The sequence below is a fragment of the Legionella resiliens genome, from assembly GCF_021344005.1.
Lineage (GTDB): Bacteria > Pseudomonadota > Gammaproteobacteria > Legionellales > Legionellaceae > Legionella > Legionella resiliens.
This window is the reverse complement of the sequence record NZ_JAJTND010000005.1, coordinates 510,359-525,941: the sequence shown is the minus strand read 5'-3', so window position 1 is coordinate 525,941 and position 15,583 is coordinate 510,359. Positions and strand designations below refer to the sequence as shown.

Genomic DNA, 15,583 nt, shown 5'->3' with positions numbered 1-15,583 from the left:
CTACGTACTGTAAATAATAATCCCTAAGTAGCGTACTTTATCCGCTGTATCCATAGCAAGTAACGAGTAGGTTTGGTCATTTTGACCTGCGGATCGTCAGTTTTTTATTTAAAATTTCTCTACGTACCGCTTTATGCGCGGTACGTAGGCGAAAAAATTATTGGAGGCTCTTATAAAAAAGTGACAATACCTCAGGTCATTTTGACCCAACTACTCGCTGAGGAATATCTGAATTCAGGTTTTTTCATTTTTTATTTGTTTTCCCGCGTACATTGTAAGCAGAAGTGTGGGAAAATTTTATGATGCTCCTCAGGGGGATTAAAGCGCAGTACACCGTGTGAAAAGTTGTGATGTTACCCTGTTTATGAATGAGAATGATTTAACTTATTAGATTCTTCCTGCAGGCTATCTACCTCTAAAGCCAATGCAATTTGATTGGCACACGATTCCAACAACTGTATTTTTTCAGGAGCTGTGAAATCATTATTTTTAGAGGAATGTACTCTTAAAACACCCACGGTTCCGCGCGCGCCCAGTAATGGAATAAACAGCGCATTAGAAAACGAGAGCGTGTCAGTTCCCAATCCTGCTTTTTGTCCTAATTCAAATACCCATTGAGCGATACTGTATTCCTTTTCATCCAATTGCTCATGTGATTTAGCTCGCGCGCGAACAACAAGACGTCCGTTTTTTGGTAATAAGGCGATAATTTCGCAATGAAAAATTTCTGAAATAAAATTGATCCCTGCCCGCAATAATCTGACTATTCCACGTGTTCTGGATAATCGTCGACTTAATGTATACAAAGCTGATGTTTGATATTCTGCAAGACGCGCAATCTCTGACTGGCGGCGAGTCACTAAGGTTAATTGGCAAATAACGAGTGCTAAAATGAACATTAAAACTAATGTGAAGAAATAATCTGATGTTTCCATGAGAAAACTGTAGTAGGGGGGGATAAATAAATAATCATACGCCAAAATGCTCAGAATAATTCCCGAAATGGCAGGACCTGCTCGTCCTAAGGTGGCAGTAGAAATTATCCCTATTAAATAAACCAGGATTAAACTACTTTCATTTACTAACGGATAAATTAAATAATTAATAAGCGTTGTGATTGCTACAATACTGGTTGATAAAAAATAATAAAGCCAGGGAGTCATTGGTTTTGCAAGAGATTTTTTTCTAGATCTCTTTGTTACTTCGGTCATGGTATAAACATCAATTTCACCACTATAGCGTAAAACCTCATCTGCCAGACTACGAAATAAAAAATTTCTCCAGCGATGACGAATTCGTTTACAGATCATAATGAGGGTAACATTTTGTTCACGGGAAAAATTGATAATCTCTTTAACAAGGTCATAACCCATCAAAATATGAGTTTCAGCCCCCAATTGTTCTGCAAAAAATAAATTTTTAATGGCTTGATTGCGTTGGGTTGTGGATAAATGGGTTCGCGTAGAATCCACATATACAGCAATCCAATCCACTTGCAAACTGGTAGCCATTCTTTTGGCTGCTCGAATCAATTTATGTGATTCAGGACCTGGACCAACGCAAACCAGTATTTTTTCCATTATGGGCCAGATATGTCTAATACCTTGGCCTTGTCTGTATAAAAGCACTTGTGTATTTACCTGCTTTGCCAGAGTCCGTAACGCCAGTTCGCGTAAGGCCATTAAATTGCCTTTGCGAAAATAAAACTCAGCAGCAAGCCGCGCTTGTTGGGGAACATAGACTTTGCCCTCAGCAAGGCGCTTTAACAAGTCTTCTGGAGCTAAGTCCACTAATTCGATGGTATTAGCCCTCTCTATCATGAAATCGGGAACCGTTTCCTGAACAGGAGCATGAATGATTTGTGAGACATCGTCATTGAGGCTTTCTATATGTTGAACATTGAGTGTCGTATATACATCAATTCCGCGATCGAGTAGTTCTTTAATATCTTGCCAGCGTTTTTTATGCCGTACGCCACTCACATTGGTATGCGCCATTTCATCGATGAGAATTAACCCCGGATTTCTTTTTAAGGAAGAATCAAGATCAAATTCTTTGAGTTTTTTGCCATGATAATCAATCGTTATTTTAGGTAAAACCACGAAATTTTTAAGAATTTCTTCGATTTCGGCGCGCCCATGAGACTCAACAATCCCTACTACTATATCCAGTCCTTTGGCCTGCTCTCCCATTGCTTCATGAAGCATGGAATAAGTTTTTCCTACCCCTGGGGCCGCCCCGAGGTAAATTTTGAGTTTGCCGCGCTGTTTTTGTTGCTCTTCTTCGATTACCTGTTGTAATAATGCATTAGGATCGGGACGTTTGTCAGTCATTGAGGAGTCCTTAGGTGATCCAGAGCCAAGTTAAGTTCCAATACATTAATTCGCGGTTCCCCCAAAAGGTGTAAGGTACGTTTTTTTATTAGCTTGCTCACTAATTCTTGAATTTCTTGTTCCGGGATATTCCGCGCTTTGGCGATACGCGGTATCTGATAATAAGCTGCCAGTGGACTTATCTCAGGATCCAATCCACTTGCAGAGGCAGTAACTAAATCAACTGGAATTAATTGCTTGTTTTTTTGATTAGGATTTTCCAAATTGACTTGATGCAAGCGATTAACGCGTTTTTTTACAATTGCCAAAAATTCTGGATTAGAAGGCCCCATATTTGATCCTGAAGAATTGGCGGGGTTATAAGGGTATGGAGTGGTGGCAGAAGGTCTTCCCCAGAAGTAGTTAGGTGTGTCAAAATATTGTCCAATTAATGCGGAACCAATAGGTTTTCCATCACGTAGCACCAAACTGCCATTTGCTTGATAAGGGAAAAATAATTGGGCTAACGCAGTGACAACAGCAGGATAGATTAAACCCGTTAGCAGGGAAAAAATGAGTAGAAACATTAAAGCAGTTTTTATTTGTTTCAGAGCTTCTATAACCATTTATTTATCCTGTTAAACCCAATGTAGTTAAAAGCATATCAATCATTTTGATGCCAATAAAAGGTACGACTAAACCACCTAACCCATAGATCATCACGTTATTTCGCAGAAGTTGTGCTGCAGGAAGGCGTCGATATTTAACTCCGTGTAACGCTAAAGGAATGAGAAGAACTATAATGATCGCATTAAAAATGACTGTGGAAAGCACCGCAGTTTGTGGTGTTGAAAGGTGCATGATATTGAGTATATTCAGTACGGGATAAGTAGTTCCAAATGCTGCGGGTAAAATGGCAAAATATTTGGCTATATCATTGGCAAGACTAAAAGTCGTCAGGGCTCCACGTGTCATAAGTAACTGCTTACCTATTTCCACGACTTCAATCAATTTAGTTGGATTTGAATCCAGATCTACCAAATTACCGGCTTCTTTTGCTGCTTGTGTGCCTGAATTCATTGCAACAGCGACATCCGCTTGAGCGAGCGCAGGTGCATCGTTGGTTCCGTCACCCGTCATCGCTACTAAATGGCCTTGAGCTTGCAGATTGCGAATTAAATTAAGTTTATCTTCGGGTTTTGCATTGGCTAGAAAATCATCCACTCCTGCTTCACCGGCGATAGAAGCAGCAGTCAGGGGATTATCGCCAGTTACCATGATGGTTTTAATGCCCATTTGTCGTAACTGTGCAAAACGTTCACGAATCCCCCCTTTAATGATGTCTTTAAGTCGAATGATGCCCAATACTTTTGGTCCTTCAGCAACTACCAGGGCTGTTCCTCCTTGACGTGAAATAATCTCAACATTGGTTTTTACATTTTCAGGAATGTTGCCCCCTAATTGATTGATGTATTCTTCGATCGCTTGATCTGAGCCTTTACGGATTTGTCGAGTACCGAGATTAGCACCGCTCATACGTGTTTGGGCGGTAAAAGGAATAAATGTTGCTTTCAATTGAGCTAGAGCTCTGCCACGTAATTTATATTTTCTTTTAGCAAGGATAACAATACTTCGGCCTTCTGGTGTTTCATCAGCTAGGGAAGCTAATTGAGCCGCGTCGGCTAAATCTGTAATATCGACGCCTTCTGCGGGAATAAATTCCGTTGCTTGTCGGTTGCCTAAAGTAATTGTTCCTGTTTTATCAAGCAATAAAATGTCGATATCACCTGCAGCTTCAATCGCACGTCCAGATAAAGCAATGACATTTGCTTGAATCATTCGGTCCATGCCAGAAATACCAATTGCAGAGAGCAATCCAGCAATAGTTGTTGGAGCCAAACAAACAAAAAGGGCCACCAGCACAGTGATTGAAATGACCGAACCTGTTTTAGATACGGATACACTGTACATAGAAAAAGGAAGTAAAGTACTGCAAACCACTAAAAACACGATGGTTAACGCAGCAAGTAAAATGGTTAATGCAAGTTCGTTGGGTGTTTTTTGTCGTTTAGCCCCTTCAACTAAGGCAATCATACGATCCAGAAATGTTTCACCTGGATCGGAGGTGATACGAATGATAAGCCAATCAGAAATCACTTGCGTGCCTCCGGTTACTGCGCTACGGTCTCCACCACTTTCACGAATTACTGGCGCGCTTTCCCCGGTTATAGCACTTTCATTCACCGAAGCAATCCCTTCAATAACTTCACCATCACTGGGAATGAAATCACCGGCTTCAACTAATACCAGATCCCCGGCCCGTAATTGCACTGAGGGAATAATAGTGAATTTTGCACCTTTAGATGCTTTTGCTAATTTTTTAGCCTGAATTTCCTGGCGTGCCCGACGTAACTCTTGAGCCTGGGCTTTGCCGCGCCCTTCCGCCATAGCTTCCGCAAAATTGGCAAATAAGAGTGTAAACCAAAGCCACAAACTAATAGCAAGAATAAAAAATGGTGGCGCTTCACCATCCCCTAAAAGTGCTTTTATAAAGAGAATTGTCGTGATAATTGAGCTTAGATATACGGTAAACATCACGGGGTTTTTTATTTGTACATGAGGTGTCAATTTGAAGAATGCATCGAGTAATGCACTTTTAATAATACTAAAATCCCAAATAGAGCGTGATTTAGTATCCATACTTCCCCCAAAGCATCAAATGCTCCACAATAGGACCAAGAGCAAGAGCAGGTAAAAAGGATAAAGCGCCAAGAACGATGACAATACAGACTAATAAAGTAATAAAAAGAGGTGTATGAGTTGCTAATGTACCTAAACTGTTGGGAATCCTTTTTTTCTTAACGAGTGAGCCAGCAATTGCCAGGGCAGGAATAGCGAGCCAATATCGGCTAATTAAAATCAGCATGCCCCCAGCGATATTATAAAAGGGGGTATTGGCATTTAAACCGGCAAAAGCACTGCCATTATTATTCCCCATGGAAGTAAACGCATAGAGAATTTCTGTAAAGCCATGTGCTCCGGGATTGGCTATGGAGCTTCTGCCCATATCTGTTACTGAAGCATAGGCAGTAGTGATGAGTACAATTAAGGGCATAATTAAAACAGAAATGGATGCCATTTTCATTTCATAAGGCTCGATTTTTTTACCCAGATATTCAGGGGTTCTGCCGACCATAAGTCCTGCAACAAATACAGTAAGAATCACGAACATCAACATGCCGTATAATCCGGAACCAACGCCACCAAAACTCACTTCATTTAAATGCATCATCCATAAAGGCACTAAACCACCAAAAGGAGTAAATGAATCAAGCATGGAGTTGACTGAACCATTAGAGGACGCGGTTGTAGCTGTTGCCCAAATTGCGGAATTAATAACGCCAAAACGAGTCTCTTTGCCTTCCATATTTCCTGCAGGATAAAATTCAGATCGAGCTGTAGTATCAATCCCCATTTGTTGAAATGCAGGATTTCCTCTTTGTTCGACTAGTGTGTTAAGTAGTAAACATGGAACAAACAGAATGGACATGGCGATTAATAGTGCCCATCCTTGTCTTTTATCACGAGCCATGGTGCCAAACGTAAAACAAAAAGCTGCCGGAATGAGTAAGATCGCTACCATTTCCAGAAAATTGGTGAGTGGCGTAGGATTTTCAAATGGATGGGCAGAATTGACATTAAAAAAACCACCCCCATTAGTCCCTAGTTGTTTAATGGCAACTTGTGATGCTGCAGGCCCCATAGGGACAATTTGTTCTGATACGCTTGTCGAAGTTGTATTAGAATTGCCTTGGTTATCCAATACCGTTTGACCTGTTCCATCGGTAACAGGTTTTTGGTAGGTAAATGGGTGAGTCAAATTAATTTTTTGATAGGGCTTAAAATTCTGAATGACGCCTTGGGAGCACAAAATGAGTGCAAAAATCAATGACATAGGCAATAGAATATAGAGTATACCGCGAACCGTATCGACCCAGAAATTCCCCAGACTGTTACTTTCATGTTTTACGAGGCCTCGTATGATTGCAATTAATAAAGACATACCCGTCGCTGCTGAAATAAAGCTTTGTACTGTCAGGGCAAACATTTGTGTGAAATAACTCATTGTTGCTTCGCCGCTATAAGCTTGCCAATTGGTATTGGTGGCAAAGCTTGCAGCGGTATTAAATGCAAGTTCAGGAGAAGGAGATACAAATTGTTGGGGATTTAGTGGCAGATAGAATTGGATGCGTTGCACGAGGTAAACGACCAATAACCCTGCTAAATTAATGAAGAGCATGCTCGATAAATAGGTTTTCCATCCCATTTCCTCTTGAGTACGAATACCGCAAAGTCTATAGATTAGATGCTCAAAAGGTTTTAATAAAGTGTTTAAAAAGCAGGGGCGGTCTTGATATACTCGTGCCATGTACCAACCCAACGGTTTGACAAGGAGCAATAAAAAGAATAGATAAAACGCAATTTGTAGGAAACCAGGTTTTGTCATAGGGGTCCATTCCCATATTTAAATTAAAATCCACTGCTTAGAACAATTCAGGTTTGAATAATACAACTAACAAAAAAATTAATAAGCCGAAAGCAATTATTCCACAGATTAAATACATGCTCATGATTCACTCCTTGATAAATAATCATAGAACGCGATTAGCCCCAAAGATAAGCTAAAAAAGAACAGGACAAGGAAAATTAATAAAATATCCATTTGATTGAATGTCCGTTTTGTAAGCATATATTTAATTATAATACTAACTTGGATTTAACCATTCGATTATAGTGGTTATATATAAAAAAAACAGCCGGATAAGTAAGGAATGTTTATATAACTCTTGAGGAGGCATTCAGGCTATGAGCATCATTACTTTCTTAATGATAAAGAAGTAAATAAAAAAGAGCGTATTATTTTAATACGCTCTTTTAGGGAATCCGGATAGACAGTAAGATTGAGTACAGTCCTTTTTACCAAAGTGGACTCCTCCGGAGTGTTTTAGGCTTCTTAGTCATGCTAAGCTTGCTCACGGCACTCTCAATCTGGCTCCTACAGTAGTGATGTTGGCTGAACAATGTGTACTGTCTATGATTCTATGATAGGCCAGTCTTGGGGTTTATGCCACATAATTTCCGTGGTTTTTTGCAAAGATTTCGTTAAAGTTGAAAAAAGAATATCCAGGCCATTGAATAAATAGAATTTTAAAAGGTTGGAGGAAAACAAACCCTGGAGATTACTCTATCTTGAGTAAATGAATGCATTTTTTGCGATTTTCCCATAATGTATTCTTAAGGTCTATGGATCATAATAATGCAAAAAGTTTTAAGAAATAGGAAAGTGATGTTTGATTATTTGAGTGGTTTGGTAAAAGCTGGGTATTACACATTAAAATCAGTGAATCAGGGACAAACGAGCAGCTATGCAGAAATGCAAGAGGCTCAGCGCGATCGTATGAACGCATTTACGGCTTTAATGACTCATATGAGCTATACACCCGCGCAGATTAAAGCCCGAAAGCAGTATTGGTACACGCAAATTCTTTTTTTAATTAATCTTCTTGAGATCCAGCCTGAATTTTTGAAAAGTAGCGAGTTGAAAGAGAAAATAGGCACATTAATCCAACAATTGGATAAGGATGAGGTGCTCAAAGGGTTTCTTCACAATTTGGAACAGCATGCAACGTCCAAACAAAAAACAATTATAGCCCCGGCTAACCAACAGAATAAAGACGATGTTGTGATACAAGGCGATGTCATTCAGCAAGTACGATCTAAGTCAGATGGGGGTTATTATGTGATTGTCAATGATGCAGCCAACTCCCACCGTGATGGTGCTGCGAAATACTCTCAGGGTTCTTTGGAGGAATTATTTAGCCGTTTTACCGATCAAGCGCTCAAATTAGCCCTTCATTTTGATGATGTGCACAAGCTTAATCAAGAGAATGGGTTTTGCAGTTTTCAGGATGACAGGCCCACGATAAATGTTCTTGATTATCAAAAACGTTATCTTAAAATGGTTTTGACCATCATGAGCAAGCTCGTTCAAAACGAAGCGTACCTCGAATCGCCCGAATTTTTTAATGATCTTTTTAATTCATTTCCCGGTCCTAATGGTCTGCCTATTTATTTTGATATGCAGGATAATGCGTATCAAGTACCTGTTGATGATGTTTCTTTTTCTACTCGCCTATTTCAGGACACGAGCAAGTTGGCATCAATTAGCGAGGTTATTGTTCAGGCGCAAACCTCTTCTCCTAACCCTATAGGAGTCACAAGCTACGCAGCGCCTGATTTACGCATTATAGAAACATCGCCACTTGATACTCGATGTACTTCTAACAGTATCTTGGCAAATCCAACTAGAGAAGGTACGTTGGGGTACATGATTCATCATGGGGTCTCTAATCAGTGCGAACAAGCAATCAAAATTGCCAAGGAAAATGCAGAAAAATCAAAACAACCTGTTCATGTTCTTTTTGTATTACCTGGTTGTGGTGCTTTTAAAAACCCTGAAACAATTGCGGCAGCTTATTTTGTCAGTACCATTAAGTTTTACGAAAAACAATTTGCAGAGCATGGCATCTCTTTTAATATTGTTGAATATAATCCTGCGCTCGCAAAGTTATTAATAAAAACGCATGAATCCGTTGGGGATGAGCTATGTGCGCTTAACCAGGAAATTTATAAAATAAAAGACCCATCTCTTAGAGACCGTGCGATTGCTGTAAGAGAACGAATACTCGATCTTTATAATAATGGAAGGGATTATAAGGATTTAAAAGAAATAATCGAGGCGACTACCAATTTATTGAAATGCGATGATGAGAAAAAAATAGATGCTACGGTAGATGATTTTCAGAATAAAGCAAATAAATTTCATCAAGAGAATGAGTTGTTTAGGGCATTGATAAATTTTATTTCACAATTTATCGACATCAAATATCTCAATAAGGATTTAGCTTTAAACAAATCAGCATCAGAACTGCTGGCTTGCTCCACTCAAAAAATGTTCAAAGCCGGGTTACATACAACGCAGGCGGCAAGCGAGAAAGAATCTTTACCTGATAAGAAATTAACTGAGAAGAGCGACAGCCGCGAGAAACTCATTATTAAGCTATCAGAGGATTTTTTAAAAAATTGGGAAAGCCTAAATAAGGCTATAGTGCGATTGGATGAGCATACCTTCGCAACCATTGATGCAATAGTTAATGGGATTAAGTTTCAAGTGGAGCGCGAAGCACCTTTATCTTCAGAGACAGCTAAAGCAATAGGCCACAGCCTTTTTAATATGCTGGAATATCTTCGGGTTGATATTAATAAACCAGAAGGGATACGAGGACAGGAGTCAGAACTAGCGGATTGTGTGGAAACATTGATTCTGGATTATGTTACAAAAGTCTCTGCAGAAGGGGATATCAAAATTCTAAATCGGATGGGTGAGGTACAAAAAATACCAGAGCCGATTTTGTCAGAACAACTACCAACAGACCAATTAAAATTTCAATACACATCTATAGGAATTTATCCAACCTGAGGTATATCTTCACCTGTTCATTTAAACTTCTCTACGTACCGCGCTTTATGTGCGGTATCCAGAACGACATTTCAAGATGCCGCGGAGCATTTCTAAAGCAAGATCCCCTGGATACCGCGCATAAAGCGCGGTATGTAGGCGAAGAAATTTAAGTGCAGTGCGTAGGCAAAAAAATTAGTGTAGGTTTCTTATCAAAAAACTGTCGATCCATCAGGCTTGCAGCAAGAAGGGACGTTAATTATCTATTCATTCGATAATGTTCACCTAAAATATATAATACACAGTTATGAGTCGCTTTGTTCACAAGCTTCTGATCTTTAATTATATTTTTTAACCATGTCTTTTAATACCGAAGAAGGGAACACCGATGTAAGGTCTTCTCACAGTATAACTTCGGGGACTCTTGCTAGTTTGCAGGAAAATTTGGGTATAATAGAGCTTACCTTGTTTATCGCGAGCAATACCTATCCCTGTCAGATTATAATTTCCTACAATGTTTCTTCTATGTCCCGGACTTTTAACCCATTGACTGACTACAATTTGAGCTGTTTTGTAATTGTATGCAACGTTCTCGGCCGCACCTCCAGTATTTTTAATTTGTGAGCGCAGTTTAGCAATACGCTTTCCAAAGTCTTGATGACCAAAAGGCATGCGATGATTGGCCATGTCCTGAGAATGTTGCCTGGCTTGAATTACCATATGCTTATCCATTGTAAGCTTGGATAATCCATGTTTCTGCCTGTATTCGTTTATATAGAATAAAACAGTACTTTGCATGGCAGTATCACTATCAATGTGCTTTGCTGGTGCGGCTGCATAAGCACAGGGTAACAGGGCAAAAACGATGGAAGTTATACTCATTATTTTCGTTTTTAAAGACATAAATATTCTCTTTGTTTGGAAATAAAAATTGATGAAATGGTGACTAAAAAAAAACCATTTGTCCAGAGCTTTTATGTGCTAAATGATCGCAAAATAAACCAATAATAACCATTTTGATTTAAAAGTGTTATATGGCTCATTTCGAGAGGCAGGTTAATGGCTTAGATTGGCTATAGCATTCTTTAAGTCTTCAACTTCGCCGGAATAATGAAAGTAAATTCGTTTTTTTGAACAGTCGATAATCCCCAGCGGTTCTTGAGGTTGATCGCCAAATTGTTTAAATATCCAAAATATTCCTTCATGATGCTGGCTGTCTATTTCTTTTAATAAATCCACCATTCTATCTTTTTCCAATGCGGAATGAGGGCAATTCAAGCCTGATGTGCTATGAGTGATTTTATAGGCATAATGTTGTTCTTTCATGATAATACTCCATGCAACTCAATAGAGAAGTAGATCCATTTTGATTACATTATAGCCTAATCTACCTTGAATGAAGCGATAGAGTAATTTGATTTTCTCAAGAAATTTTTTGCCGAAATTATGACAATTTATTTATTAGCAGCGATAAATTATAAGTTAACCGACAATCCCAAGAGTACGGCATGTAATGTAGGGATGCTAGATAATTGCTCTCTTTTAGAATAGGTATCCAAATGCAGATTTGGTCCATTGCCGCTGAATATTCCTTGATATAGTAGGCTAAGATTGGCTAATGCGGTGATTGGATAACCAAATCCTGCCTGTACTTCACCTGCTAATTGAGAAATATCGTTCAAAGGAACACGGTTATCCCGCCAATGCCTGTAGGCAAGCCCACCTTTTAATTGGGCAAAAAAGGAACTACTGCCCAGAGGATCGCTTTTGCTGGTTATCAATAAATCCAAGGTAGGAGCAAGGGTAGTTTGCATGGGAATCCATTTTTTAAGCGCCTCAAGAGTTTCCCGGGGTATATTCAGTTTTATGTGAGTACCCGTTTGCAGTCCTAATTCCAAGCCCAAGGCGATATTTCCTGCAAGCATCATTTCATTGGCTAGTGCTAATCGTCCTATTGGAACACTTTTGTCTCTGGGGGTTATCTGATAATTACCTGCACCAGCGCTTGCAGTAACAGACCATGGCTGATCTTGTGATGTCAGTTTAGGGAAATAATCACCAGCGATTGCATTAAATGATAATAAAATTCCTATTATAATTAATTTCATATGCCATATCCCTAAATGAATTGTTCATAATCTTTTGCATGCCCACAAATAAGGATTTTCAGTTCCATCATTGCAAAAGCACCTATGGGAATATAAAACATAAAAAACGGCAGGTGCTTAGCCGTATGTGCTCAAATCCAACCGTTCGAGTAAACATTCACATGGGAGCCTGATTTATTACCTTCAGTCATGATTTAACTGCCATTTATCAAACTTGGCGGAGAGAGAGGGATTCGAACCCTCGATACGTTGCCGTATACACACTTTCCAGGCGTGCGCCTTCGACCGCTCGGCCATCTCTCCATTTTGGGCAAGCTTATACAGGTCGGATAATAAAATCAACCTCTGGGCTTAAATTTATAACTTATGATTGATATTGTATATACTATGAATAATAGACTCTAAAGACTGTTCAGATACATTTTTATAATGTCTGTGTTACGCTCTATTAATAAAAGGATTGAATCATGTTAGCAAGAACTTTTATTTTCATTCTCAGCCTGATTTTATCAAATTCTCTTTGGGCTGCTATTACCTGTTATTACACTTTAGTTAAAGATAATTGTTGGACTGAGTATGATGTATCTGTAAAGGTAATGGATGCTCTAACTGCCAAGGTGTTAACAACAGTTACTGTGCCTGCTAAAAAATCCTGGACACGTCAGACTTTCTCTTGCGAACCTGGCCAGAAATTAATGTATCGAGCCCAGTTTTCCCCAATTTTTTGGCAAAGTGACGAAGGGAAAAGTTATATTGCTAAAAATTATTGGTCTTTACCTAATACAATAAATCCTGGTGATTCAGCTTGGAACGTGACTGTTTGTTTTGCGAGTGATTTCTCACTCGTTCCTCTTCCACCTAAGGCGTCAGGTAATTGCAGTTGTGATTTTAATGATATTCCAGCAATACCTCCAAAAAAGATATAATGGCATTAATTTTTATCTTTGTGTATGATTCTCGTTACAACATCAACTACTATTTAGGGAAGATTTTTCCTTGTTTTGTTGACGGAGCAACCCATGATTACCCTTAGAAATAAAATTGGTCAAATGTTGTTTATGGGCTTTGAGGGCTATGACCTTCATGACAAAAGTCCAGTAGCTGAGTGGCTTTCCACAGACGGGTTAGGTGGCGTTTTGTTATTTGATCAAGATGCTTCTTCGGGCATATATGGTAAAAATTTAAAAAACCAGACGCAAATCAAACGATTAACGCATCAACTCAATCATTATTCTGCAGAAATAAATTACAAAAATAATGGTTCGCCTTTATTAATTGCCATAGATTATGAAGGAGGATCCATAGATCGATTGTCTCGGGTTGAAGGCTGTATGCCGACTATGAGTGCACATGATATGGCACAATTATCGCCCGAAGCGTTGCAGGCTGAGTTAACTCAAATGGCATTTACATTGAAGTCATTGGGTTTTAATCTTAATTTCGCTCCAGTTGTTGATTTGCATTTACAAAACGAGCAAGGAATTATTGGAGGTTTACAGCGTAGTTTTTCAGCGAATCATAATGATGTAATTCATTTAGCCAAAAAATTTGTTGATGTCTTTTATCATCATGGTATTGCATGTTGCTACAAACATTTCCCAGGCCATGGTAGTGCGGTTGGTGATACTCATAAAGGATTTGTCGATGTTACCAGAACGTTCCAGAAAGAAGAGTTGATCCCATATTACCAATTAGTGCGCGATATTTATAAACCCATTATGATTATGACAGCACATGTGGTGAATAAACAATTGGATAAGCAGGGGCTACCAGCAACTTTATCTCACGAAATTTTAACAGGCGTGTTGCGTGAGACTATAGGCTATGATGGAGTAATTATTGCAGATGATTTACAAATGCAGGCAATTACAGATCATTACTCTCTTGAGGATGCTTTATGTCTGACCATCAATGCCGGAGCAGATATGCTGATTTTTGCGAATCAACTGGCAAAAATTACGGCACCAGAATTGATTGAGGCCATCGAACGTTTGATTTTCGAGCAAAAAATAGAACAGCAGCGCATAGAAGATGCTTATCGCCGGATCATTCGTTTAAAACAGCAAATCAATTGTATCGAATTAGTCGACTAATCGCTTACTGTTTAAAATCTCTTGACGAACATATTGAATGTGTTAGAATATTTCTCTCTGTACATATTTTAATCAGAAAAAATGTAAGGCTATTATGTTAACTCATTCGAATCCGACACCACATCGTTCAACCCTCGCCCACTTTAAGCTTGTTTCTTGTTGTTGCTGCTAATTTAATTTTCTTACTTTTTAACTTCTTTCTTTTTTAAGGATCACGAACATGTGTGCAGCACATCAACAAAAAAAATTCATTTTCAGTACTCCTTTGATTTACGCTTTAATGATCGGTTTGGGTATTGCCAGCGGGATGTCAAACATTGTTGTTTTGAAAGAGACAGGTTTATTGATTTCTGATTTGTTTATTAAGCTTTTCAAGTGCATTAGTTTACCTATTATTTCTTTATCGATAATTGTTACCCTGGCTCATTACAAGACTGATGATGGGTTCATGAAAAAAATTTGGCAGCGAACAATTAAGTATACTTTTTCTACTACCATCGTGGCAGCAGTGATTAGTTGCCTGCTTTATATTTTAATCCAACCCAGTTCGGTTCAGGTTGATCTGGATGCACAAGCAGTCAACTCAGCAAGCAGTTTAGGTTATTTAGGTTACTTGGCGAATATTATACCTACCAATTTATTATCTCCCTTTCTTGAACAACAAGTTATGGGGGTATTGTTCTTAAGTATTATTATCGGTATTGCCGTACGACAAATTCCTGATGAAGAGTCCCGTGAAACCATTACGCGTTTTTTCCGTGGTGCACATGGTATGTTTTTAGTCATGACGCGTTGGATTATCACAGTTATTCCATTGGGATTATTTGGATTTATTACATCAACAGTTGTTCAGTTACGCTCAGGCATGGATATTAAAGGGATAGGCGAATATTTACTGATTGTTGTTTTAGCTAATTTAGTTCAAGGTTTTGTGGTCTTACCTTTATGGTTAAAAAAGAATAAGATTCAGCCTTTTGCAGCAATGCGATCCATGCTTCCTGCATTATCAGTCGCTTTTTTCTCTAAGTCCTCAGTAGGGACATTACCTGTCACAATGAATACTATAGAAAAGAATTTGCAGGTAAAACCATCGGTAAGTCGTTTTGTTTTACCTTTATGCACCAGTATTAATATGAATGGGTGTGCAGCCTTTATTTTTGCTACGGTGATTTATTTAATGCAGAATCACGGTATGCCAATTTCATATGGTACGATGGTTTTATGGATATTCGTTTCCACAGTAGCTGCTATTGGAAATGCTGGCGTCCCTATGGGATGTTTTTTTCTGAGCATTAGTTTGTTATCCAGTATGAATGTCCCTATTGTGCTTATGGGTGTTATTTTACCCTTTTATGGTTTAATCGATATGCTGGAAACGGCTTTAAATGTTTGGTCTGATGCATGTGTGACTAAGATCGTGAATGATAAAGCCATTGCCGAGGAACACGTTAAATTAAAGCCCAGAAAGGTATCTGCATTTGAACCTGAATTAGGTTAAAAAGTATATAACTATGTAGCCTGGCTGTTCGCAGTTGTCTCTTGATCAATCTC

Annotated in this window: 12 protein-coding genes and 1 tRNA gene; 4 read left to right on the top strand and 9 right to left on the bottom strand. The window is 38.8% G+C overall.

Annotated features, from left to right (window positions below; all coding sequences use genetic code 11):
• Positions 1-362: 362 nt before the first annotated feature.
• Genes LXO92_RS14810 through LXO92_RS17310 form a run of 5 tightly spaced genes read right to left on the bottom strand, consistent with a single transcriptional unit; the run spans position 363 to position 6,937 of the window.
• Positions 363-2,333, bottom strand: coding sequence for a DUF4118 domain-containing protein (locus LXO92_RS14810; RefSeq protein ID WP_182350296.1), 1,971 nt, complete (start codon positions 2,331-2,333; stop codon positions 363-365).
• The gene (kdpC, locus tag LXO92_RS14805) at positions 2,330-2,938 is read right to left on the bottom strand and encodes a potassium-transporting ATPase subunit KdpC (RefSeq protein WP_182350295.1); all 609 of its coding nucleotides are present in this window, start codon (positions 2,936-2,938) and stop codon (positions 2,330-2,332) included. Before kdpC ends, LXO92_RS14810 begins: the two co-directional genes overlap by 4 nt.
• A 4-nt stretch (positions 2,939-2,942) precedes the next feature.
• Complete coding sequence (gene kdpB / locus LXO92_RS14800; RefSeq protein ID WP_182350294.1) at positions 2,943-5,012, bottom strand: potassium-transporting ATPase subunit KdpB; 2,070 nt, start codon at positions 5,010-5,012, stop codon at positions 2,943-2,945.
• The gene (kdpA, locus tag LXO92_RS14795; protein ID WP_232891245.1) at positions 5,002-6,819 is read right to left on the bottom strand and encodes a potassium-transporting ATPase subunit KdpA; all 1,818 of its coding nucleotides are present in this window, start codon (positions 6,817-6,819) and stop codon (positions 5,002-5,004) included. The genes kdpB and kdpA overlap by 11 nt, the downstream gene beginning before the upstream one ends.
• Positions 6,820-6,856: 37 nt before the next feature.
• Positions 6,857-6,937 carry a potassium-transporting ATPase subunit F gene (locus tag LXO92_RS17310; protein ID WP_370529205.1) on the bottom strand — a complete coding sequence of 27 codons (81 nt, stop codon included), beginning with the start codon at positions 6,935-6,937 and terminating at the stop codon, positions 6,857-6,859.
• 692 nt (positions 6,938-7,629) lie between these two features.
• On the opposite strand from LXO92_RS17310, the gene LXO92_RS14790 reads away from it, so the two are divergent.
• Entirely contained in the window at positions 7,630-9,852 is a 2,223-nt protein-coding gene (locus tag LXO92_RS14790) for a hypothetical protein (RefSeq protein WP_182350292.1), read from the top strand.
• Between the two features lie 330 nt (positions 9,853-10,182).
• Here LXO92_RS14790 and LXO92_RS14785 read toward each other — a convergent pair whose 3' ends face one another.
• The 4 genes from LXO92_RS14785 to LXO92_RS14770 all read right to left on the bottom strand — a co-directional run bounded on the left by LXO92_RS14785 (position 10,183) and on the right by LXO92_RS14770 (position 12,242).
• Positions 10,183-10,734: a CAP domain-containing protein gene (locus tag LXO92_RS14785; protein ID WP_182350291.1), complete on the bottom strand. Its 552-nt coding sequence runs from the start codon at positions 10,732-10,734 to the stop codon at positions 10,183-10,185.
• Positions 10,735-10,887: 153 nt separating this feature from the next.
• On the bottom strand, positions 10,888-11,157 hold the full coding sequence (locus LXO92_RS14780; protein WP_182350290.1) for a hypothetical protein: 270 nt from the start codon (positions 11,155-11,157) through the stop codon (positions 10,888-10,890).
• 149 nt (positions 11,158-11,306) lie between these two features.
• Positions 11,307-11,939 carry a hypothetical protein gene (locus LXO92_RS14775; RefSeq protein WP_182350289.1) on the bottom strand — a complete coding sequence of 211 codons (633 nt, stop codon included), beginning with the start codon at positions 11,937-11,939 and terminating at the stop codon, positions 11,307-11,309.
• A 215-nt stretch (positions 11,940-12,154) separates the two neighbouring features.
• Positions 12,155-12,242: transfer RNA gene (locus tag LXO92_RS14770), tRNA-Ser, on the bottom strand.
• 164 nt (positions 12,243-12,406) lie between these two features.
• Here LXO92_RS14770 and LXO92_RS14765 point away from each other — a divergent pair.
• The 3 genes from LXO92_RS14765 (at position 12,407) to LXO92_RS14755 (ending at position 15,530) form a co-directional block, all read left to right on the top strand.
• Entirely contained in the window at positions 12,407-12,865 is a 459-nt protein-coding gene (locus LXO92_RS14765; protein ID WP_182350288.1) for a hypothetical protein, read from the top strand.
• A 93-nt stretch (positions 12,866-12,958) separates the two neighbouring features.
• Positions 12,959-14,032: a glycoside hydrolase family 3 N-terminal domain-containing protein gene (locus tag LXO92_RS14760; protein WP_182350287.1), complete on the top strand. Its 1,074-nt coding sequence runs from the start codon at positions 12,959-12,961 to the stop codon at positions 14,030-14,032.
• A 220-nt stretch (positions 14,033-14,252) separates the two neighbouring features.
• On the top strand, positions 14,253-15,530 hold the full coding sequence (locus LXO92_RS14755) for a dicarboxylate/amino acid:cation symporter (RefSeq protein ID WP_182350286.1): 1,278 nt from the start codon (positions 14,253-14,255) through the stop codon (positions 15,528-15,530).
• The last annotated feature ends 53 nt before the right edge of the window (positions 15,531-15,583 follow it).

What these genes read in the sequence shown, in the direction of transcription:
- kdpA (WP_232891245.1), bottom strand. Translation starts at nt 6,819, where the DNA reads ATGACAAAACCTGGTTTCCTACAAATTGCGTTTTATCTATTCTTTTTA.
- kdpB (WP_182350294.1), bottom strand. Translation starts at nt 5,012, where the DNA reads ATGGATACTAAATCACGCTCTATTTGGGATTTTAGTATTATTAAAAGT.
- LXO92_RS14775 (WP_182350289.1), bottom strand. Translation starts at nt 11,939, where the DNA reads ATGAAATTAATTATAATAGGAATTTTATTATCATTTAATGCAATCGCT.
- LXO92_RS14765 (WP_182350288.1), top strand. Translation starts at nt 12,407, where the DNA reads ATGTTAGCAAGAACTTTTATTTTCATTCTCAGCCTGATTTTATCAAAT.
- LXO92_RS14785 (WP_182350291.1), bottom strand. Translation starts at nt 10,734, where the DNA reads ATGTCTTTAAAAACGAAAATAATGAGTATAACTTCCATCGTTTTTGCC.
- LXO92_RS14790 (WP_182350292.1), top strand. Translation starts at nt 7,630, where the DNA reads ATGCAAAAAGTTTTAAGAAATAGGAAAGTGATGTTTGATTATTTGAGT.
- LXO92_RS14810 (WP_182350296.1), bottom strand. Translation starts at nt 2,333, where the DNA reads ATGACTGACAAACGTCCCGATCCTAATGCATTATTACAACAGGTAATC.
- LXO92_RS14755 (WP_182350286.1), top strand. Translation starts at nt 14,253, where the DNA reads ATGTGTGCAGCACATCAACAAAAAAAATTCATTTTCAGTACTCCTTTG.
- LXO92_RS17310 (WP_370529205.1), bottom strand. Translation starts at nt 6,937, where the DNA reads ATGTATTTAATCTGTGGAATAATTGCTTTCGGCTTATTAATTTTTTTG.
- kdpC (WP_182350295.1), bottom strand. Translation starts at nt 2,938, where the DNA reads ATGGTTATAGAAGCTCTGAAACAAATAAAAACTGCTTTAATGTTTCTA.
- LXO92_RS14780 (WP_182350290.1), bottom strand. Translation starts at nt 11,157, where the DNA reads ATGAAAGAACAACATTATGCCTATAAAATCACTCATAGCACATCAGGC.
- LXO92_RS14760 (WP_182350287.1), top strand. Translation starts at nt 12,959, where the DNA reads ATGATTACCCTTAGAAATAAAATTGGTCAAATGTTGTTTATGGGCTTT.